At 70.5% G+C, this 21,528-nt stretch carries 17 protein-coding genes; 7 read left to right on the forward strand and 10 right to left on the reverse strand.

Translation table 11 applies throughout. The features are described from left to right. The first annotated feature begins 125 nt into the window (after positions 1–125). Both AC1VVG_RS32230 and AC1VVG_RS32235 read left to right on the forward strand, forming a co-directional pair. A complete protein-coding gene (locus AC1VVG_RS32230) occupies positions 126–2,006 on the forward strand; it encodes an amidohydrolase (protein ID WP_069706153.1) in 1,881 nt (626 codons plus the stop codon). Positions 2,007–2,100: 94 nt separating this feature from the next. Next, positions 2,101–2,775: a phosphohydrolase gene (locus AC1VVG_RS32235; RefSeq protein WP_482837457.1), complete on the forward strand. Its 675-nt coding sequence runs from the start codon at positions 2,101–2,103 to the stop codon at positions 2,773–2,775. Between the two features lie 70 nt (positions 2,776–2,845). Here AC1VVG_RS32235 and AC1VVG_RS32240 read toward each other — a convergent pair whose 3' ends face one another. The 7 genes from AC1VVG_RS32240 to AC1VVG_RS32270 form a co-directional block, all read right to left on the reverse strand. After that, entirely contained in the window at positions 2,846–3,958 is a 1,113-nt protein-coding gene (locus tag AC1VVG_RS32240; RefSeq protein WP_069706154.1) for an alkene reductase, read from the reverse strand. A 99-nt stretch (positions 3,959–4,057) separates the two neighbouring features. Further along, positions 4,058–5,275 carry an MFS transporter gene (locus tag AC1VVG_RS32245; protein ID WP_482837458.1) on the reverse strand — a complete coding sequence of 406 codons (1,218 nt, stop codon included), beginning with the start codon at positions 5,273–5,275 and terminating at the stop codon, positions 4,058–4,060. A 141-nt stretch (positions 5,276–5,416) separates the two neighbouring features. Beyond that, positions 5,417–6,334: a LysR family transcriptional regulator gene (locus tag AC1VVG_RS32250; protein WP_034192060.1), complete on the reverse strand. Its 918-nt coding sequence runs from the start codon at positions 6,332–6,334 to the stop codon at positions 5,417–5,419. A 69-nt stretch (positions 6,335–6,403) separates the two neighbouring features. Further along, positions 6,404–8,665, reverse strand: a complete 2,262-nt coding sequence (locus AC1VVG_RS32255) for a xanthine dehydrogenase family protein molybdopterin-binding subunit (protein WP_482837459.1) — start codon at positions 8,663–8,665, stop codon at positions 6,404–6,406. After that, on the reverse strand, positions 8,665–9,165 hold the full coding sequence (locus AC1VVG_RS32260; protein WP_034192062.1) for a (2Fe-2S)-binding protein: 501 nt from the start codon (positions 9,163–9,165) through the stop codon (positions 8,665–8,667). Before AC1VVG_RS32260 ends, AC1VVG_RS32255 begins: the two co-directional genes overlap by 1 nt. After that, the gene (locus AC1VVG_RS32265; RefSeq protein ID WP_482837460.1) at positions 9,162–10,442 is read right to left on the reverse strand and encodes a c-type cytochrome; all 1,281 of its coding nucleotides are present in this window, start codon (positions 10,440–10,442) and stop codon (positions 9,162–9,164) included. The genes AC1VVG_RS32260 and AC1VVG_RS32265 overlap by 4 nt, the downstream gene beginning before the upstream one ends. A 336-nt stretch (positions 10,443–10,778) precedes the next feature. After that, the gene (locus AC1VVG_RS32270) at positions 10,779–11,051 is read right to left on the reverse strand and encodes a UBP-type zinc finger domain-containing protein (protein WP_034192064.1); all 273 of its coding nucleotides are present in this window, start codon (positions 11,049–11,051) and stop codon (positions 10,779–10,781) included. Positions 11,052–11,271: 220 nt separating this feature from the next. Here AC1VVG_RS32270 and AC1VVG_RS32275 point away from each other — a divergent pair, with 220 nt between their 5' ends. Beyond that, on the forward strand, positions 11,272–12,543 hold the full coding sequence (locus AC1VVG_RS32275) for an NAD(P)/FAD-dependent oxidoreductase (RefSeq protein ID WP_034192065.1): 1,272 nt from the start codon (positions 11,272–11,274) through the stop codon (positions 12,541–12,543). Positions 12,544–12,568: 25 nt separating this feature from the next. On the opposite strand, the gene AC1VVG_RS32280 is transcribed toward AC1VVG_RS32275, so the two are convergent. Together AC1VVG_RS32280 and AC1VVG_RS32285 are read right to left on the reverse strand one after the other, a co-directional pair. Beyond that, positions 12,569–14,005, reverse strand: coding sequence for an efflux transporter outer membrane subunit (locus AC1VVG_RS32280; protein WP_482837461.1), 1,437 nt, complete (start codon positions 14,003–14,005; stop codon positions 12,569–12,571). Beyond that, positions 14,002–15,036 (reverse strand): HlyD family secretion protein, encoded by a 1,035-nt coding sequence (locus AC1VVG_RS32285; protein WP_482837462.1) that lies wholly within the window; start codon positions 15,034–15,036, stop codon positions 14,002–14,004. Before AC1VVG_RS32285 ends, AC1VVG_RS32280 begins: the two co-directional genes overlap by 4 nt. 83 nt (positions 15,037–15,119) lie before the next feature. On the opposite strand from AC1VVG_RS32285, the gene AC1VVG_RS32290 reads away from it, so the two are divergent. Beyond that, positions 15,120–16,700 carry an MFS transporter gene (locus tag AC1VVG_RS32290; RefSeq protein ID WP_059561341.1) on the forward strand — a complete coding sequence of 527 codons (1,581 nt, stop codon included), beginning with the start codon at positions 15,120–15,122 and terminating at the stop codon, positions 16,698–16,700. 100 nt (positions 16,701–16,800) lie between these two features. Here the strand turns inward: AC1VVG_RS32290 and AC1VVG_RS32295 are convergent, their stop codons facing one another. Further along, entirely contained in the window at positions 16,801–17,781 is a 981-nt protein-coding gene (locus AC1VVG_RS32295) for an alpha/beta fold hydrolase (protein WP_034192068.1), read from the reverse strand. 399 nt (positions 17,782–18,180) lie between these two features. On the opposite strand from AC1VVG_RS32295, the gene AC1VVG_RS32300 reads away from it, so the two are divergent. The 3 genes from AC1VVG_RS32300 to AC1VVG_RS32310 all read left to right on the forward strand — a co-directional run bounded on the left by AC1VVG_RS32300 (position 18,181) and on the right by AC1VVG_RS32310 (position 21,407). Further along, on the forward strand, positions 18,181–18,582 hold the full coding sequence (locus AC1VVG_RS32300) for a DUF3331 domain-containing protein (protein WP_124608304.1): 402 nt from the start codon (positions 18,181–18,183) through the stop codon (positions 18,580–18,582). A 393-nt stretch (positions 18,583–18,975) separates the two neighbouring features. Then, complete coding sequence (locus tag AC1VVG_RS32305; protein ID WP_124669445.1) at positions 18,976–20,733, forward strand: ATP-binding protein; 1,758 nt, start codon at positions 18,976–18,978, stop codon at positions 20,731–20,733. A gap of 260 nt (positions 20,734–20,993) precedes the next feature. Then, positions 20,994–21,407, forward strand: a complete 414-nt coding sequence (locus AC1VVG_RS32310) for a DoxX family protein (protein ID WP_034192071.1) — start codon at positions 20,994–20,996, stop codon at positions 21,405–21,407. Positions 21,408–21,528: the final 121 nt, after the last annotated feature.

Consider the following 21,528-nt stretch of genomic DNA (forward strand, 5'->3'; position numbering starts at 1 on the left):
CGACGGGGGCGCGGCGCCCGCGTGCCGGCATACGGACGCGCGACGTCGGGCTCGCCGCGTGCCGCCGGACGGCATGCCGGGGGGCGGCCGCCGCGCGCCCGCCGAGCCGCTCGGGAGGGCGCAGGGTGCTTAGGGCCGTGGACTCCGCACGTGCGGCGGACCTCGTCGTCTTCAACGGCAAGATCGCGACCCAGGACGACACGCGTTCGTTCGTCAGCGCGATCGCGGTCGCGGGCGGGCGCATCGTCGCGACCGGCAGCGATCGCGACGTGTTGCGTCACGCGGGTGCCGGCACGACCCGCATCGACCTGAACGGGCGCACCGCGATCCCCGGCCTGAACGACGCGCATCTGGGCGCGATCGGCGGCGGCCTGAGCTTCAACATGGAATTGCGCTGGGACGGCGTGACGTCGCTCGCCGATGCGCTCGACCTGCTGCGTCGCCAGGTGCAGCGCACGCCCGCGCCGCAGTGGGCGCGCGTCGCGGCGGGCTGGACCGCCTTCCAGTTCGCGGAAAAGCGCGGCCCGACGGTGGCCGAACTGAACGCGATCGCGCCCGATACGCCGGTGTTCATCCAGCATCTGGACGACAGCGCGTGGCTGAATGCGGCCGCGGTGCGCGCGCTCGGCTACGGGCGCGACACGCCCGATCCGCCCGGCGGCGAGCTTCGGCGCGACCGCCACGGGCGGCCGACCGGCCTGCTGCTGGCACGCCCGGACCCGGCCGTGCTGCAGGCGGCGCTCGCGCAAGGCCCGACGCTCGGCGGCGGCGACCGGCTGAATTCCACGCGGCAGCTCTTGCATGCGCTGAATCGCGTCGGCGTGACGAGCGTGATCGATGCCGGTGGCGACGGGCTGGCCTATCCGGACGACTACGCGGCGATCGTCGAGCTCGCGCGGCGCGGCGAACTGACGGCGCGCATCGCCTACAGTGTCGGCGCGCAACGCGCGGGACGGGAGCTCGACGACTTCGCGCAGTGGATCGCGCAAATGACGCCCGGCGGCGGCGACGCGTTCCTGCGCACGAACGGCGCGGGTGCGCGGCTCGTATTCTCGGCCGTGGATCTGGGCAATTTCCTCGACCTGCGCCGCGATCTGCCGGCGTCGCTCGAAGCCGAACTCGCCCCGGTCGTCCGGCTGCTCGTGCGTCACCGCTGGCCGTTCCGCCTGCATGCGATCCACGACGAGTCGATCGGCCGCTTCCTGGACGTGTTCGAGGCCGTCGACCGCGAGACGCCGTTCGACGGGCTGCGCTGGTGCTTCGACCGCTGCGAGCGGATCGCGGACGCGAACATCGCGCGGATCGCGGCGCTGGGCGGCGGCGTGACGATTCAGCCGCGGATGGCGTTCCAGGGCGAGGCCTTCGTGGCCCGCTACGGCGCCGGCGCCGCCACGCGCGCGCCGCCAATCCGCGCGATGCTGGACGCCGGCCTGCCGGTCGGCGCGGGGACCGGCGCGACGTGCGCGGCGAGCTACAACCCGTTCGTGGCGCTGTACTGGATGGTATCGGGGCGTACCGTCGGCGGCACCGCGCTCTATCCGGCGCGCAACCGGCTCGGCCGGATGGAGGCGCTGCGCCGCTTTACGGTGGGCAGTGCATGGTTCTCGAACGAAGACGCGTGCAAGGGCGCGCTGATGCCCGGCCAGTACGCGGATTTCGCGGTGCTCACCGACGATTACTTCACGATCGATGCGCCGCGCATCCCGTCGCTTGCGTCGGTGCTGACGGTCGTCGACGGCCGGATCGTGCATGCGGATGCGGAATTCCTGTCGCTCGCGCCGCCGCCGCTGCCGGTCAGCCCGGGATGGTCGCCGGTGGCCGGAGCCGCGGCGGGCAGCCGCGACCGTACGGGGGCGGCGGGCTGCGGCGAAGCGTGCGCCGACGTCGGCGCGGATGCGTGCCGCGCACGCGGCGCCGCGCGGCGCTTCGCGCGGTCGCGTTATCCGGCGGCGTCCGGCGCGGTCGATCGCTGCGCGGCGTTTGGGCGCCGCTGCGTCGTTTTCTAGCCTGCGCGTGCCGGTGCGCAGGAAACGCCGACGCGCAGGCGCCGCGCGAAACGATCGTTTTTCGGCCCCCGGCGCGGGGCCTGGAGGAGGCAGGATGAAGGTTGCGCGTACGCGCGCTCAGGCAGCGGGCGACGAAGTGGCGGGCGTCGGCATTCCGCGCACGCCGGTTGCGATCGAGGCGGCCGATGCGGCACGCGCCGCGTTGCCGGCCGCGCTCGCCGATCATGCGGGACGCGTGTTCGTCCTCGCGTCGCTCGCCGCGCGTCGCGCGGGCGAACCGTGCGACGCCGATGCGCTGTTCGTGGCCGCGATGTACGCCAACATGGGGTTGAGTTACGCGTACTGCCGTTCGACCGCGCGATACGAAGTCGACGGCGCGGATGCGGCGCGCGCGCTGCTGCTTCGGCATCGCCGGCCGCGGCGCATGCGCGACGACGTGTGGTATGCGATCGCGCTGCATACCACGCCGGGCGTGGCCGCCCGCGTATCGCCGCTCGCGCGCGCGCTGGCGGCGGCCGTCTCGACGGACCTGATGGCAACCGATTTCGACGCGTACACGCTGCAGGAGCGCGACGCGCTGCTCGCCGCTTACCCGCGCGACGGCGGTTTCGCGGAAGCCTTCCTCGAAGCGGTCGCGCGCGGCGTTGAACATCGGGCGCCGTCGACGTTCGGCACATGGAGCGCGGACGTGCTCGAACGCTTCGATGCGGAATTTTACCGGCCGAATTTCTGCGGGCGCGTGCTCGGCGCGCGCTGGAACGACGGTTGACGGCGGGCGGCCGGCGCCGCGCCGGCCGCCTGCGCGGGCCGCGGTGCGGGCGCGGCGGCCGATACGCCGCTCATGCGTGCGCGCCTGCCGCGTCGTACCGCGCGTAATCGACATATCCGGCGCGATCGCCGCCGTACCAGCCGGCCGCTTTCGGCTCGGCGAGCGGTGCGCGCGCGGCAATGCGTTCGACGAGATCCGGATTCGCGATGTAGGCACGCGCGAACGCGACGAGATCGGCGTCGCCCGCGTCGATCAGCGCCTGCGCGGCATCGGGCGCAATGCCGCCGTTGACGATCAACGTGCCGCCGAACGACCGGCGCGCATGCTCGACGATCCGCGGCAGGTCGGGCTCGCCGCTCCAGCCGTTGGTGTCGGCCGCGTGCAGATAGGCCACGCCGGCTTCGTCGAGCATGCGGCCGACGTAGGCCAGCGTCGCATCCGGGTCGGCATCGCGCACGTTGTTGTACTTCGCGTACGGCGAGATGCGCACGCCGACACGCGCGAGCGGCATCACGCCGCCGACCGCCGCGACGATTTCCTCCAGAAAGCGCGCGCGGTTCGCGACCGACCCGCCGTAACGATCGTCGCGGCGGTTCAGCGTCGACGACAGGAACTGGTGCGGCAGATAACCGTTCGCCGCATGGATCTCGACGCCGTCGAAGCCGGCCGCCATCGCACGCGCCGCCGCGCGGCGGAATTCGTCCACGGCGTCGACGACCTCGGCGGTCGTCATCGCGCGCGACGGCGTCGCGTGAATCTTCGTGTAATAGCCGTTCTGCAACTGCGCCCAGACCTGCAACTGTTCGAGATCGTCGTTGACGCCGGACGGCGACAACGGCGCGGCACCGCCGAGCAGCGTCAGCGAGCTGACCCGGCCGCCGTGCCACAGCTGCGCGAAGATGCGTCCGCCGTTCGCATGGACCGCGTCGGTGATCTTTTTCCAGCCGGCGGCCTGCGCGTCGTCGACGAGCCCCGGCGTCAGCTCGAATGCCGCGGACGCGGCGCTGACGTTGGTCGCCTCGGTCACGATCAGGCCGGCGGACGCGCGCTGCGCGTAGTACTCGGCCATCAGTTCGGTCGGCAGGCCGCGCGACGGCGCGCGCGAGCGCGTCATCGGGCCCATCACGACGCGGTTGGGCAGCGCGAGGCCGCGCAGGTCGTACGGAGCGAGCAGGGAAGACATGAGGACTCCTTCATGGGTGAGGATGGGCGCGGTCAGGACCGCGCGGTAACGATGCCGTGTGACAGGCCGACCGCGCGGTGCCGCGCCGTCGGCGGCGGTTCACGCGTGCGCGTGACGTCGCGCGTGCGGGCGGCCGATCGCGACGTAATGGGCGAGCGCGACGAGCGGGAACGCCGCCGCGACGGCCGCGACGAGCGACCAGCCGCCATGCTCGTACAGCGGGCTCGCGAGCGCGGAGCCGGCCGCGCCGCCGACGAAGATGCTCGTCATGTAGAGCGCGTTCAGCCGGTTGCGGCTCGCCGCGTGCAGTGCGTAGATCTCGCGCTGGCCGAGCACCATGTTCATCTGCACCGCGAAGTCGAGCACGATGCCGGTGACGACGAGGCCGTACACGCCGGCGCCGTGAACCGGTGCGCTCGCATACGCCAGCGTGCCGGCGACCAGCGCGATCAGCGTGGCGCGCACGGTGTGGCCGGCATCCGCGAGACGGCCCGCGACGGGCGCCGACGTCGCGCCGATCGCGCCGACGAGCGCGAACAGGCCGATCGCGGATTGCGACAGCCCGTAGTGACGCGTCAGCTCGACCGGCACGGCGGTCCAGAACAGGCTGAACGACGCGAACATCAGGCCCTGGTAGAACGCGCGATGGCGCAGCACCGGCATCGTGCGCACGAGATGCAGCAGCGAGCCGATCAGCGCGAAATAGGTGGCGCGATGGTCGGGCTGACGCGACGGCATCGTCAGCGCGAGCACGGCCGTGACGAGCGTCATCACCACGGCGGCGCCCGCGAACACGACACGCCAGCCGAACGCGTCGGCCACGACGCTCGACAGCGGCCGGGCGAGCAGGATGCCGAGCAGCAGCCCGCTCATGATCGTGCCGACGACGCGGCCGCGCGAGTGGTCCGGTGCCAGATGCGCGGCGAGCGGCACGAGGATCTGCACCGCCACCGAGCTGAAGCCGATCAGCAGCGAGACCGCGAGGAACAGCCCCGGCGTGCGGACGACCGCGGCGGCCGCGAGGCTCGCGATCGACACGACGGCCGTGACGATCATCAGCTTGCGGTTTTCGAGCAGATCGCCGAGCGGCACGATGAAGAACAGCCCGAACGCATAGCCGATCTGCGTCAGCGACACGATCAGGCTCGCCGCGCCGCTCGACATGTGCAGGCCGGGGGCGATGAGTTCGGTGATCGGTTGCGCGTAGTACAGGTTCGCGACGATCGCGCCGCAACTGAACGCGAACAGCAGGATGAGCGCCTGCGTGAGCTTGACCGCGGGTGCGGGCGAGGCGAGCGGGGGGGTATCCGTTGACATGGTCGGCTCCGGGAAGGAAACAGGGCGGCGACGTAACCGGCCGCGATACCGTGAATGCTATTGACCGGGCGGCCGGCGCGGAATGGGTCCGGCACGCAATCGAGCATTGCGTGCCGCGCAAAGGTGCCGGAACGCGTGCGTTCAGCCGCGCTGGCCCTGCAGCGTCGGAATCTGCGCGAACAGGCCGGCCAGCCAGTCGACGAACACCTTGAGCTTGACCGGGACGTGCCGGTTGGGCGGATACAGCACCGAGATCGGGCGCGGCGGCGCGTTGAAGTCGGTCAGCACTTCGCGCAGCCGGCCCGACTGCAGGTACGGCTCGACCAGGTACAGCGACGTCTTGATCAGCCCGATGCCCGCGACGCCGCACGCGATGTAGTTGTCCGCATCGTTGACCGCGACCGTGCCGCACATCTGCATGACGCGCGGCTCGCCGTCGACGACGTAGTCCCACGGGCGCGGCCGCCCGGTGTCGGCCGAGATGTGGCTGACCGCGACGTGCTGCGCGAGATCGTCGACGGTGGCGGGCTCGCCGAACTGCGCGAGATAGGCGGGCGACGCGCACGTGCAGGTGGTCAGGCTGCCGATCCGCCGGGCGATCATCCCCGAATCGTCGAGCGCGCCGATGCGCACCACGCAGTCGACGCCTTCGCCGACGAGATCGATCTGGCGATCGGTCACGCCGAGTTCGATCATGATGCCCGGATGGGCGGCGAGAAACGCCGGCAGCGCGGGCACCATGATCTGCTTGGCCATGGCCGGCGGCAGGTTCACCTTCAGCCGGCCGCGCGGCACGTTGCGGGCCTGCGATACCGAGGCCTCCATGTCGTCGATCTCGCGGAGCACCGCGACCGAGCGTTCGTAGTACGCCTGGCCGTCCTCGGTCAGCGAGATCCGGCGCGTGGTGCGGTTCAGCAGCCGGCAGCCGAGATGCTGCTCGAGCCCGCTCAGCAGGGCGGACACGCGCGGCGTCGTGAGGCCGGTGGTGTCGGATGCGCGCGTGAAGCTGCCGGTTTCGACGATGCGCGTGAAGACGCGCATCGAAAGCAAGGTGTCCATCGTCGGGGTTCTCCAGCCTGTCGGCTTGCGGCGCCGGGGCGTGCCGGCGCCGTGTCGTTGATCGGGCCGTCAGGCGTCGATGCGCTTGCGCAGCGCGTCGCCGGCAAACGGCATTTCCCGCAGGCGCTGGCCGGTCGCGTCGAAGATCGCGTTGGCCAGTGCGCCGGCGGTCGGCCCCATCGACGCCTCGGCCGCGCCGAGAAACGGCGCGCCGGGACGATTGACCAGGTGAACCTTCACGCTTTGCGGCGCGGCCGAAAAGCGCAGGATCGGGTAGCTGCTCCAGTCGAAGCTGCGGATGCGCTCGGTGTCGTACTTCAGCGCCTCGTACAGCGTCCAGCTCGCGGCCTGCACGATGCCGCCCTCGATCTGGTTGCGGATGCCGTCCGGCGATACGATCTGGCCTGCATCGACGGCCGCTTCCGCGTGTTCGAGCGTCACCTGGCCCGTTTCCGGGACGACCGACACCTCGACCGCGATCGCGACGTATGCCATCAGGTTCTTGTACTTGCCGAACGCGAAGCCGACGCCGCGATTGCGCGCACGCGGCGGCCTGGGCCAGCCGAAGTGCTTCGCGGCGAGCTGGATCACTTGTCGCGCGCGATGGTCTTCCATGTGACGAAGCCGGAATTCGACCGGATCGACGCCGGCCGCGTGCGCGAGTTCGTCCATGAAGCTTTCGATCGCCCAGACATTGGTGTGCGCGCCGAGCGAACGCATCGCGGACGTTTGCAGCGGCATCGTCGGCGAGAAATTGTTGACGATGTGCTGGTTCGGCAGCGCATACAGCGGGATCGCGTTGCGGTCGCCGCCGCCCTCCGGTTGCAGCATCGGCGTCGACGGCGCCGGCACGAACGGCGGCTCGAGCATGCGCGCGGGCAGCAGCCGGCCCGCGTTGACGATCCGTTCGTTGTGCGAGCTGCTCCACAACGCATAGTTCCAGTCGACGATGCGGCCGCCCGCATCGAGCGATGCACTGACCTCCGTCACCATCGCCGGCGTGAAGTGGTCCCACGTGTGTTCCTGTTCGCGCATCCATTGCACGCGAATCGGCTTGCCCGGCATCGCGGCCGCGATCAGCGCGGCGTGCGCCGCCGCGTCGTCCGCGCCGTTGTGCCCGTAGCAGCCGGACCCTTCGGTGTGAATGCAGCGCACGCTCGCCTTCGGCATCGACAGCATCTCGGCGAGTGCGTCGCGCAGCGGATAGACGCCCTGCGAGTGGGTCCACACCGTCATCATCCCGTTATCGAGATGCGCGACCGAACACGACGGTCCGATCGACCCGTGCATCAGGTAATTCTTGAGGAACGTCGCGTTCAGTGTCTTCACGGCCGGCGCGGTTGGCGCATGCGTGTTCGCGATTTCGATGCGCTGCGTCGAAATCCGTTTGAGCTCCTGATGGACGGTGCCGCGCTCGGGCAGCTGGCGGCCCGGCGACCAGCGGCAGGCGGCCGCGAGCGCGCGCTGCGCGACCACCGCCTGCCACTCGCCCTGTGCGACCACCGCAAGCATGCTGCCGTTGCGCACGATGCGCACGACGCCGGGCAGCTTCAGGATCGCGGCTTCGTCGAACGACAGCAGCTTCGCGTCGTACACCGGCGGCATCACGACGCGCGCGTGCAGCATGCCGGGCAACTGCATGTCCTGCACGTAGCTGATGCCGCCCGTGACCTTGTTCGGGATGTCGACGCGCGGCAGCGACGTGCCGATCACGGCGAACGTCGCCGGGTTCTTCAGCGGCGACGTGGGGGCCGCGTTGCGGTGCAGGTCGACCGTGCGGATCGCGTCGCCGTAGGTCATCGTGCGGCCGTCGGGCGCCTTGATCACCGCGTCGGCGGTCGTCAGCACGCGCGGATCGACGCCGAAGCGTTTCGCGGCGCCTTCCACCAGCAGCGCGCGCACCTGCGCGGTCGCGTTCAGCAGCGCGGAACCGCTGTCGGCCATGGTATGGCTGCCGGCGGTCAGTCCTTCGTCCGGCGACGCGCCGGTGTCGGCCGTCAGGAACGTGATCAGCGACGGCTTCATGTCGAGTTCCTCGGCGGCCACCTGCAGCAGCGCGGTGCGCACGCCGGTGCCGAGCTCGACCTTGCCGGTAAACACGGTGACCTTGCCGTCGGGCGCGATCTTGACCCACGCGTCGAGCAGCGGATTGGTCTTCAGGCTGCCGGCGAGCGCCTGGGTGGCTTTCGCCACGTGGACGGCCGCGCCTTCGTCGGCGATCATCAACTGCGCGGCCGCGCGCGACGCGGGCGCGAGACTGAACGCGACGAACAGCGCGCCGGAGACGATGAAGTGCCGGCGGCCTTCGTCGATGTCGTCGTGGGAATTCATCACAGCCCCTTGCTGATCGTGACGGGAGCGGACGCGGGTTCGGGGGCCGGCAGCCCCGCGACCGAGCGCACCGCCGCGAGAATCCGCATGTGCGTGCCGCAGCGGCACAGGTTCGGTTCCATGTGCGTGCGCAGTTCCTGTTCGGTCGGCTTCGGATTGCGTTCGAGCAGTGCCTGCGCGCGCATGATCATCCCGGCGATGCAGTAGCCGCACTGCGCGGCCTGGTGCTCGATGAACGCGCGTTGCAGCGGGCCCGGATGCTCGGCGGTGCCGAGGCTTTCGATGGTGCGCACGCCGCGCGCGCCGACCGCGGCCACCGGCATCAGGCACGAGAAGGTCGGCTTGCCGTCGACGATCACGGTGCAGGCGCCGCATTGTCCGAGGCCGCAGCCGAATTTCGCGCCGTGCAGGTGCAGGTCGTTGCGCAGCGCGTACAGCAGCGGCGTGGACGGATCGATGTCCAGCGTGTGCCGCACGCCGTTGACGGTGAGGGTAATCATCGTGCGGTGTCCTCTTTTCTGAGCTTCGCGGCCATCGCGTCGACGCCCGACCAGGCGGGACGGTCGGTATAGGTCTCGCGCACGTACGCGGCGAGATCGGCGATCTGCGCGTCGTCGTACTGGTCGATGAACGACGGCATGTAGTTCAGCGTGTCCTCGCCGTGCCAGCCGATCCCGTTGAACATCATCTGGATCGCGTTGCGCGGCGTATCGGCGTTGACGGCCGTGCTGAACGCGAGCGTCGGCCGCTCGCCGATCGACTGCATCGGCGCGGCCGGCCCGTGACACTGCGCGCACGACGCCTGGAACAGCACCGCGCCGCGCCGCGCGGCCGGCGTCGTCGCGGCGCGTTCGACCGGGTTCGCGGCCGCACGCGCATTCGCCGGCTTCTGGATCGACAGGATGTACGCGGCGATCGCCTCCACGTCCTCCACCGGCACCGTCGCGAGGTCGCGCGTGACCGGCAGCATCGGCCCGGCCGCCGCGCCATGCTCGCTCGCGCGGCCGGTACGCAGGTAGGTGACGAGCTGCGCCTGCGTCCACGGCCGTGCGGCCTGGCCGAGCGCATTGAGCGGCGGCGCTTCCCAGCCGTCGACGATACCGCCGTCGAACGCGCGGCCGCGCTGCTCGCCGCCGATCGCGTTCAGCGGCGAATGGCACGACGCGCAGTGGCCGAGCCCGTCGACGAGCATCCTGCCGCGATTCCATTGCGCGGACTGCGCGGGGTCCGGTCGATACGCGCCCGCGCGCAGGAACAGCACGTTCCAGAACGCGACCAGCGGCCGGAAGTTCAGCGGAAATATCAGGTCGTTCGCGGGCGCCGTCGCACGTACCGGCTCACGCGTCATCAGGTACGCGTACGCCGCGGCGATGTCGTCGTCCGACATCCGCGTGAAATGAATGTACGGAAACGCCGGGTACAGCGGCTGGCCGTTGCGTCCGATGCCGGTGCGCAACGCACGGGCGAATGCGTCGCGCGACCAGCGGCCGATCCCCGTTTCGGCATCCGGCGTGATGTTGGTCGCATAGATCGTGCCGAACGGCGTCGCGAGCGGCAGCCCGCCCGCGAACGGCTTGCCGTCCTTCGCGGTGTGGCACACGATGCAGTCGCCGAGCGCGACGACGCGCGCGCCGGCGCGCACCAGCTGCGGATCGAACGAAGCGGGGGCGGGCGGATCGATCGGCGCGATCGACGGCCGCACCATGATGCCGATCGCGACCGCGATGCCCGCGATCGCCACGCCGGCCGTGCCGAACCAGAGTCGTTTGTGCTTCATGCGCGCTCCACGCGACGCGGTGCGCCGCAAGCGATGCGGTGCGCGGCAACGCCGGACGATGCGGGTCGGCCGTGCGCGGCCGCCCGATGCGGCCGCGACCGGGTTGCGGCGCGGCGGTGATTGGCGACGGGGATCATGGTGTCACTCCAGCAGTCGATAACGGGCGCAAGCGCCGTCCTGCGCGGCAGCTCATGAACGCAGTCTACGCAGAGGCCGCGACCATTGCCTTAAGCGGCGCTGAAACGTTCTGAACGGTGTCCGGCCCTGGCTCGGCCGGGATGCGGCGCGCGGGGCGGATGACGGGCGCGCCGTGGCGCGGCGGCCCCGCGCGCCGCGTCATGACGGAACCTCGCCGGCGACGACTTCGTCCGCGTAGCACCAGATCCAGCGCTCGCCGGGCTCGATCGAGCGGACGAGCCGGTGGCCGGTTTCACGGAAATGCCGGCTCGCGTGGCGATTCGGCGACGAGTCGCAGCAGCCGACGTGCCCGCAGATCAGGCACATCCGCAAATGCACCCAGCGGCTGCCCGATCGGACGCATGCCTCACAGTCGTCCTTGTCGGTGTCGAACACGCGTGCTTCGTCGAGATGCGTACAGGCGTTGGCCATCTTGCGCTCCGATGCCGGCGCGGGAGCGACGCTTGCGGCGCGGCCGGCACGAGGCCGCAAGCGGGAGGGGATGCGGCATTGTGCAGCGTCGCGTCGCGGCCGGACCTTAATTGTCATGAAGCGGCCCGCGCGGCCCGCGCCGGCGGCGTACAGTCGCGAATGCGTCCGGCCGCGGCACCGGCCGGGCCGCATCCGACATCGACATCATCGGGAGGCGCTCATGGATCAACCGCAACACGTGCGGATCGTCGGCCTGCCGCGCAGCAGGGACGCGTATGCGATCCGCGATTTCCTGCAGCGGCGCATGATTGCGTACGACTGGTGCGAGCTGACATCCGACGCCGACTGCGCGCAGGTGCTCGGCATCGCGCCGCTGCGCGACATCCGGCTGCCGGTCGTGATCTTTCCGGACGGGTCGCGCCTGTACCAGCCGACCCTGGCCGAAATCGCCGCACGGCTCGGCTGGGTCGCGCGCCCGCGCTTCGTCGAATACGACGTGTCGATCTACGGCGCGGGGCCGGCCGGGCTGTCGGCGGCGGTCTACGCGGCGTCCGAAGGGCTGCGCGCGGTCGTGATCGAGCGCGGCGCGATCGGCGGGCAGGCCGGCACGAGTTCGCTGATCGAGAACTACATGGGCTTCCCCGACGGCATCCCGGGCGCGGAGCTCGCGGAACGCGCGCGCGAGCAGGCGGTGAAGTTCGGCGTCGAGCTGCTGACGATGCGCGAGGGCGTGCATGCGACGTTCGTGGACGGCAAGATTCGCGTCGAGCTCGCCGACGGGTCGATCCTGGTCGCGCGCGCGAACATCTGCGCGACCGGCATCGAATATCGCAGCCTCGGGCTGCCGGAGGAGCCGGCGTTTCTCAATGCGGGGCTGTTCTACGGCGCCGGGTCGAGCGAAGCGCCGATGTGCGCGGGCGAGCAGGTGTTCATCGTCGGCGGCGGCAATTCGGCCGGCCAGGCCGCGATGAATTTCGCGCGGCATGCGCGCCAGGTGACGATGCTCGTGCGCGGCGCGTCGCTCGCCGACACGCTGTCGCGCTACCTGATCGACCGGATCGAGCGCACGCCGAACATCGAGGTCCGCTACCGGTCGAGCGTCGCCGCGCTGCACGGCGACGGCTGGCTCGACGCGATCGAGCTTCGCTCGGCGGACGGCACGCTCGAACGGCTGCCGGCCACGCGCCTGTTCGTGTGCATCGGCGGCGCGCCGAATACCGACTGGGCGAAGGACACCGACATCATCCGCAATCCGGGCGGTTATCTCGTCACCGGCGGCGACCTGTACGACTGTCCGGCGTTCGAGCGCGTGTGGCCGCTCGAGCGGCGGCCGTACCACCTGGAAACCAGCGTGCCGGGATCGTTCGCGGCCGGCGACGTGCGATCGGGATCGGTCAAGCGCGTCGCGTCGGCGGTCGGCGAAGGCGCGATGGCCGTGACCTTCGTGCACCGGTTTCTCGGCGAGGATGCGCATCGGCTCGCGGGCGCGTGACGCGCGCGCGGGCCGTTCGATGCATTCATCGCGCGTCGGCCCGCGTCGCGTCGCGCCACCCGTCCCGGCCGGCGCGCGCCGGCGGCGTCCACCCGCCGCCCAGCGCGCGGACGAGGGTCACCGTCGCGACGGCCAGCGCCTGCCGGCTGTGAATCAGCTGGCGTCGCGCATTCAGCGCATCGCGATCGGCGTCGATGACTTCCAGATAGCTGACGTAACCGTGCGCGTAACGGCTCAGCGACAGCCGCGCCGCGGCGTCCGTCGCGTGCGCCGCGTGGTTGTAGCGCGCGATCCGTTCCTTCTGCGCGGCGATGTCGTTGAGCGCATCCTGCACGTCGCGCAACGCGCCGATCGCGGCCGCGCGATAGTTGGCGTCGGCGACGTCCGTGCCGGCTCGCGCGGCAGCCACCGCGGCGTCGCGCTTGCCGCCGTCGAACACCGTCAGCGCGACGTTCGCGCCGAGACTCCACAGCGAGCTGTTGCGGTCGAGAAACGACCGCAGGTCGCGGGTGGCGAAACCGCCGTCGGCGGTCAGCGTGAGCGTCGGCAGCCACGCGGTGCGCGCGATGCCCAGCTCGAGCGACGCCGCGTCGGCACGCCGTGCCGCCGCGAATACGTCCGGGCGTTGGGCAAGCAGCGCGGACGGCAGCCCGGCCGGCACATCGGGCACCTGCACGGGCACGGCGGCCATGTCGATGTCGAACGCGGTCGGCGACACGCCGGTCAGCACCGCGATGGCGTCGACGAGGTTCTCGCGCAGCCGGCGGCTCTCCGCGAGATCGGCATGCGCGGTATCGAGATCGGCCGACGCGCGCAGCCCGTCGAGATCGCTCGCCGCGCCGGCCCGCACGCGAGCGGCGATCACGTCGAGCGCGGTGCGCCGCAGCCCGATCGCGCGGGTGAGCGTCACGAGATCGTCGTCGACGTAGCGCAGCGTCAGGTAGTCGGCCGCGACTTCGGTCGCCACCCGCAGACGCACCGCATCGCGGTCGGCCGCCGCCTGCAGCACGTTCTGTTCGCCGATATCGGTATCGCCGCGCAAGCGGCCCCATAGATCGACTTCGTAGCGCGCGGCGAGCGGAACCGACCAGTTGTGCATCGTGCGCTTCGGCAGCGCGTTGTCGACCGTGCCGGATACGCGCGTACGGCTGAACGACGGGTCGACGCGCACGGTCGGCGCCAGCGCGGCCTCGCGCACGCCGAGCAGCGCCTGCGCCTGGTCGACGCGCGCGGCCGCCGCGCGGATATCGAGATTGTGCGCGAGCGCGGCGTCGACGAGGCGGCCGAGCCGCGGGTCGCCGAACCGGGCGGGCCACGTATCGAGCGATGGCGCACGCGCATCGGTCGACGGGTCGACATGGCGGAACCCGTCGTGTCCGACCGGCACGGGGGCGAGCGGTTGCGGCGCAATCGAGCATGCGGCCAGCAGGCTCGCGGCGAGCAGGGCGAAGGCGCGCTTCATCGCGATTCGCGGGCGGGTTGCAGCGTGACGACGACCGACAACCCGGGCCGGATGCGCGGCTCCGTCGCGGCCGGGCCATCGAGCAGGATCTTCACCGGTACGCGCTGCGTGACCTTCGTGAAATTGCCGGTCGCGTTGTCGGGCGGCAGCAGCGCGAACTGCGCGCCGGTCGCGGGCGACAGGCTGTCGATGCGGCCGCTGAACGCGCGCGCCGGCAGCGCATCGAAGCGCAGTTGCACGGCGTCGCCGACGCGCACGTGCCGCAGCTGCGTCTCGCGGAAATTGGCGACGATCCACGGATGCGGCTCGACCAGCGTGAGCAGCGCCTGGCCGGGCGCGACATGCTCGCCGGTCTCGACGGTCTTCTTGCCGACGTAGCCATCCGACGGCGCGACGACCGCCGTATAGCCGAGCTGCAGCAGCGCGTCGCGCAACTCGGCGTCGTTCTGGCTCGACGCCGCGTCGGCGGCCTGAGCGGCGGCGATGGCGCTGCGCCGTTGCGCGTCGGCCGCCGCGACGCGCGCGCGGGCGGACTTGCGTGCGGCATCGGCCGCATCGAACCCCTGCCTCGACAGGCCGCGCGGCGTCTCGCGGGTCAGCTCGCGTGCACGCGCGTAATCGAGTTCGGCCTTGTCGGCATCGGCGTGCGCCGATACGAGCGCCGCGTCCGCCTGCTCGATCAGCGCGTGTGCGCGGCTCGCATCGGCATGCGCCTGGGCGACGCGTGCGCGCTGCGCGGCGACGCGCACGTCGAAGTCGCGCCGGTCGATCTGCACGAGCGCGTCGCCCGCGTGCACGAACTGGTTGTCGTCGACGAGCACACGTTCGACCGTGCCGGCGACGCGCGGCGAGATCACGTGCAGGTGGCCGGTCACGTACGCGTCGTCGGTGCCGCGATCGCGTGCGTCGAACTCGTACACGAGCAAGGCGACGAGCAGCAGCGCGATCGCGGCGATCGCGACGATGGCCGGCTTTCGGGAACGCGCGGGCCCGGCGGGCGACGGCGCGGGGGTGGGTGGGGGTGGGGTCATGATCGGCCAACTCCATCGTACGGGCAGGATTCGACGCACCGCGTTATGCTTGCGCCAGCTTGACAGGCGGGAGCCGCTCGACGATGAACACGACGTTCGCCACCGGCCGTGCCGTGCCGGCGCCGGCCGCGGGGCCGGCCTCCGACATTCCGACGTTTCGGTCGATCGCCGCGATCGCGGCCGTGCTGCTGGGCGCGATCATCGCGACGCTGACGTCGCGCATCACGTCGCTCGGGCTGGCCGACGTGCGCGGCGCGCTGGGCGTGGGCGTCGACGAAGGCGCGTGGATCAACACCGCGTTTACCGCGTCGCAGATGTTCGTCGGGCCGCTCGCGATCGCGGCGGCCTTCATGTTCGGCACGCGCCGCGTGCTGGTCGCGGGCGCCGTCGTGTTTCTCGGCGCGGAAAGCGTGCTGCCGCTCTGCACGCGGTTCGGCGCGTTCATCGTGTGCCAGGCGGTCGCGGGGCTCGCGTCCGGCGTGTTCGTGCCGCTGACGGTCGGCTTCGTCGTGCGCACGCTGCCGCCGCGGCTGATTCCGTTCGGCATCGCCGCGTATGCGATGAATCTGGAGATGTCGCTGAACCTGTCGGCCACGCTCGAAGGCTGGTACAGCGAACACCTGAGCTGGCGCTGGCTGTTCTGGCAGAACGCGGCGCTGACCGTGCCGTTCATCGCGTGCCTGATGCTGTCGCTCGGCGACGAGCCGATCAAGCGCTTCGCGTCCGGCGTCGACGCGCGCGGGATGCTGCTCGGCGCGGGCGGCTTCGCGTGCCTGTGCATCGCGCTCGACCAGGGCGAGCGGCTGTTCTGGCTGCAGTCGCCGCTGATCGTCGCGCTGCTGGCTGCCGGCATCCTGATGATCGCCGCGTTCCTGATCCATGAACTCGCTTCGCCGCGGGCGGGGCTCGACCTCGGCTACCTCACACGGCCCAACATCGCGCTGCTGATCGTGCTCGTCGGCCTCGTGCGCTTCACCGTGCTCAACACGAGCTTCATCCCGTCGCTGTTCCTCGCCAGCACGTACGGCCTGCGGCCGTTGCAGATCGGCGATACGCTGCGCTGGATCGCGATCCCGCAACTGCTGTTCGCGCCGTGCGTCGCGCTGTTGCTGCAACGGGTCGATCCGCGCCGGCTGATCGTCGCCGGCTTCGCGATGGTGGCGATCGCGTTCGCGCTCGGGTCGCGGCTCACGCCGGTCTGGGCCGAGCCCGACTTCATTCCGTCGCAACTGTTGCAGGCGCTCGGTCAGACGATGGCGCTCACGTCGGTCATCTTCTTCTTCGGCAAGCACGTGACGGCCGAGCATGCGCTGACGTTCGGCGCGGTCGTGCAGGCGACGCGCCTGCTGAGCGGGCAGCTCGGTACGACGGCGATCGCGGTGGTTCAGCGGATCAGGGAGGCTACCCATTCGAATCTCGTCGGTCTGCATGTGTCGCTGTCGGATCCGGAAACGCTCGAACGGCTGCGGGCCGGCGCGGCGTCGCTGGTCGCGCATGGCGCCACGTTCGCGACGGGCAACCAGGCGGCCTATGCGCTCGTCGATCGCGCGGTGCGCGTGCAGGCCACGACGCTCGCGCTGGCCGACAACTTCCGCGTGGCGATGGCGTTCGCGCTCGCCGGCGCGCTGCTCGGCATCCTGCTGCGCCCGGTGCGGACGCCGTGAGCGCCGCACCGGGCGATCTGAAATTTCCTGAAAAGTCCTGAACGGCGCATGGGCGGCGTCCGCCGCGGCGGCATGCGCGCCGCCGCGACGGACGGCGCGCTTACGCCTGCAGGAACGCGAGCAGCTCGGCGTTGATGCGATCGGCGCTCACGACGCACATGCCGTGCGAGCCGCCCTCGATCACCTTCAACACCGCATGCTTGACGATCTTCGACGACAGCCGGGCCGAATCGTCGATCGGCACGATCTGGTCGTCGTCGCCGTGCAGCACGAGCGTCGGCACGTCGAACTTCTTCAGGTCCTCGGTGTAGTCGACTTCCGAGAACTCCTTCACGCACAGGTACTGGCCGTGAATGCCGCCCATCATCCCCTGCGACCAGAACGCGTCGATCGTGCCCTGCGACACCTTTGCGTTCGGGCGATTGAAACCGAAGAACGGCACCGCGAGATCCTTGTAGAACTGCGAACGGTTCTCCGCGACGTTCTTGCGGATACCGTCGAACACGTCCATCGGCAGGCCGCCCGGATTGGTCGGCGACTTCACCATCTGCGGCGGCACGGCGCCGATCAGCACGGCCTTCGCCACGCGCTTCGTGCCATGACGGCCGATGTAGCGCGCGACTTCGCCGCCGCCGGTGGAGTGGCCGACGAGCGTTGCGTCGCGCACGTCGAGTGCGTCGAGCAGCGCGGCGAGATCGTCCGCGTACGTGTTCATGTCGTTGCCGCGCGACGGCTGGCTCGAACGGCCGTGGCCGCGGCGGTCGTGCGCGATCACGCGATAACCGTGCTGCACGAGGAACAGCATCTGCGCGTCCCAGGCATCCGCGCACAGCGGCCAGCCGTGCGAGAACACGACCGGGCGGCCGGTGCCCCAGTCCTTGAAGTAGATCTGCGTGCCGTCCTTCGTGACGATCGTGTTCATCGTGTGTGCTCCAGCGTGGGGGGAAGAGGCGGCGCGGGCGGGCGTGGCGGCCGCGGCAGCCGCGGCCGGCAGGGCGGCTGCGGCGACGGCGGTCGCGCCGGCCACGAGCATGTCGCGGCGGCGGGCCGACGGCACCACGTCGTTCTTGACGGAATCCATCGAAACTCCTGATAGGTGCGGCGCCGGGGCGCCGCGGGAAATGGCGGGCGAGGCGGCGGCCGCAGCCGTGGCGCCTGGCAGCAGGCCCGCGCCGGTCGTTGCGCACCCGGCAGGGCGCGCAATGCCGACGAATGCATGCCGACCGGAGCCTATCCCGGCGGACTGCGCGCCGTACTGAATGACGGCTGAATTGTTATGAACACGGCCGGTTGGCCGGCCGCGACGACCGCACGGCAGATCGATTAAGCGCGCGACCGGGACTATTCAGCCGCGCGTGGCTATCGTGGGATCCGTCCGCTTGCCGTGGATCGCACGGGGCGCGCCGGCGCACGACGCGTGTCGCGGCACAAACGGGTCCGATCGCGCCGGACCGCCCGACATTTGCCTGGAGATGCCGACATGGATGCCTTCAACCGCTGGGCACACACGATGACGCTGCTGGGCCCGCCGCTCGATGCGGGCCGCTGGATCGCGCCGCGCAGCCGTCGCCATGGCGACGTCTCGATGCCGTCGAGCGGCAGCGTGCGGCGCCACAGCGCGATCGTCGCCGTCGAGCGGCAGACCGATTCGTCGGTGCTGGTGTCGTGGAGCGACCCGACGCACTGCCGCTACGACGAGCAGCGCTGGATCAGCGCGAAGGCGCGCGCCCGCGGGCGCTGCGCGCTCACCGGCCACGAGATCCGTCATGGCGACGCGATCTACAAGCCGCAGTGGCGCGGCGCGAAACGTCCGGCGAATTGCCGCGAGATGGTTCTCGCGTCCGCGGTCGACCAGTTCGTGTCGCGCCCGGTGCGGGCGTGACGCGCTGCCTGTCGACATACCGACTGCGGTGAAATGAATTTGAAAGAATTGGCGAGCCGATTCAGGCCACCCATTAACCACGGCCGCTCGTTTCGATACGACGAAAAGCTGTATTTTCCTGAAAACATCCTGAAATGCATTTCATCAGGGAATTGGAAATGCATTAACGAATGAATGAGGCATTCGCGCATGAAGCAGGCCGGCGTGTGCGGGGCGGGGCCGGCCCCGCCGCGGCAGGCTGCCATCCGGGTCGGTGCGCGTCATTTCAAAAAATTCGATCGCTTCATTTCAATAATTTGAATCTTTCATTCATGCAAATGCCGTAGCATTGAAGTCGAAACCGGCGCGCGATTTCGACTGTGCGCCGTTGAATGTCATCCACAAGAAATTCCCATGATCCGGATTGGAACACTTCACGTTTTTCTAGACAGACGTGAAATCCGTTCGAACGGCAAGCTGCTGCGTATCGGCAGTCGCGCATTCGACATTCTCGAGTTGCTGATTCGGGCGAACGGCGCACTGGTCTCGAAAGACGAAATCATGCAGCGCGTCTGGCCGCACACGGTCGTGGAGGAAAACAACCTGCAGGTGCACATCGCGTCGCTGCGCAAGGCGCTGGCCGACGATCGCAACCTGATCGTGACGGTGCCGGGCCGTGGTTATCGCCTCGTCGCACGACAGGATGACGGCGAGGTGCCCGTGCGTACCGCAGCGGTGCGCGCCACGAGTGTGTCGAGCGTGCTGTTCGGCCGCGAACAGGCGGTGGCCGACGTCCTGGCCGCGCTGCAGGCTGCCCGCGTCGTGACGCTGGTCGGCGCGGGCGGCATCGGCAAGACGCGCATCGCGGTCGAGGCGGCCGCGCGTGCCGGTGCGCGGTTTCCCGACGGCACGGTCGTCGTGTCGCTGGCGACGGTCGCGTGCCCGCGTTTCGTTCCCGAGGCGCTGGCCGCTGCGTTGGGTGTCGCGCAGCCGGCCGGATCGCCGACGCTCGAGACCGTGCTCGCCCGCGTCGCGCATCGCCGGATGCTGCTCGTGCTGGATGACTGCGAGCATCTGCTCGATTCGGCGGCGCAGCTCGCCAGCGCGCTGACCGATGCGGCCGGCGGGGCATGCGTGCTCGCGACCAGTCGCGAGGCGTTGCGCATCAACGGCGAGCGCGTCTGCCCGGTTCCGCCGCTCGACGTGCCGGGCGAAGACGATGACGACGCGATGCGCGCGAGCGCGGTGCAGCTGTTCGCGGCGCGCGCCTGCGCGGCCGACCCGCGTTTCCCGCTCGATGCGCGCAGCGTGTCGCTGATGGCATCGGTCTGTCGCCGGCTCGACGGCTTGCCGCTCGCGATCGAACTGGCCGCGGCGCGTGCCGCCGTGCTCGGCATCGACGTGCTGGCCGCGCACCTCGACGACCATTTCCGGCTGCTGACCGGCGGCTTTCGCACTGCGTTGCCGCGCCACCGGACGCTGCGTGCGATGTACGACTGGAGCGACCGCTTGCTCCACGACGACGAGCGCCTGCTGTTGCGCTGGCTCGGCGTGTTCCGCGGCGGGTTTTCGATCGAGGCCGTGCGCGGCGTTGTCGGGACTCGCGGCCTGACCGGCACGCGGCTGCTCGACACGATCGCCGGCCTGGTGTCGAAGTCGCTGCTGATCCTCGACGCCGCGCAGGAGGTGCCGCGCTACCGGCTGCTCGCGACCACGCGCGCGTATGCGCAGCAGCAGCTCGACGCGCACGGCGAGTGCGAGGCGGCGGCACGCGCGCACGCACACTATTTCCTGACGTCGTTCACGGATGCGCCGGACGACGGCGGCACGCGGCTCGATGCGGTGCGGCGCGAACTCGACAATCTGCGCGAGGCGCTCGACTGGGCGTTCTCTGCACAGGGCGACACCGCGCTCGGCATGGCGCTCGCGGCCGTCGCGGTGCCCTGCCTGTTCGAGCTGTCGCTCGTCGACGAGTGCCGCGAACGGGCGCGCGCGGCGCTCGACGCGATGCGCGATCCGGATGCGCCGCCGGTGTCCGTCGACACGCGCACACGGCTGCTGGCCGTCCATGCCGCGGCAACCGCGCAGACGGCCGTGCAGGAAACGTGGCCCGACGCGCACGCGATCGGACTCGATGCGGCCGAAGCCGAACCGCGTTCGGGCGGGTCGTAACGACACGCCCGTCGGCCGCGGTATCGCGCTTCAGAACGTTTCAGGCAATCGGCGGGACCAACAGCGGGACAGCGGCGGGCGGCGCGCGTAGATTGCACGAACGCGTCGGCGACTCGCCGGCACGCATGCGGCGCCCGCCGCGCGCGTGCGCCGGGGTCGCGCGACGCCGTCCATCGCAAGCGCGGCAACACGCGCCCGACGCCGGACACGCGCGTCGCCGCGGCCTTGCGCCGAACCGAACCTCATCCTTTTCCCGTCGCATGAATCCTGCCCAATCGAATCTTTCCCGCCACGCCGTCGATCTCGGCCTGCTGTTCCTGCGGGTTGCCGCCAGTCTGTTGCTGATCGCCGTTCACGGCCTGCCGAAGCTCATCCACTACACGGCGGAAGCCGCCGCCATCGAGGATCCGTTTCATCTCGGCCGGACGCTGTCGATCCTGTTCGCGATCTTCGCCGAAGTCGTCTGCCCGGTCTTCATGATCGTCGGCGTGTGGACGAGGCTTGCAGCGCTGCCGGTGTTGATCGTCACGCTCGTCGCGCTGGTGTTCGTCCATCCGGACTGGTCGCTGCGCGACGGGCAATTCGCATGGATGCTGCTGATCCTGTTCGGCACGATCGCCATCGCGGGCGCCGGCCGTTATGCGCTGCCCGCCGTCATTCGCCGGCAGGAATAGCGCGTTGGCGGCCTGCGTCGGCGCATACCCGTGCGCCGTTCGCGGCCGGACGAAGCCAGCCGGCTCCGGTGCCGCGAGCGTCCGGTTTTCGTATCGATGTAGCGCATTTCCCGCGCGTGGC

Source organism: Burkholderia sp. L-4, assembly GCF_056856535.1.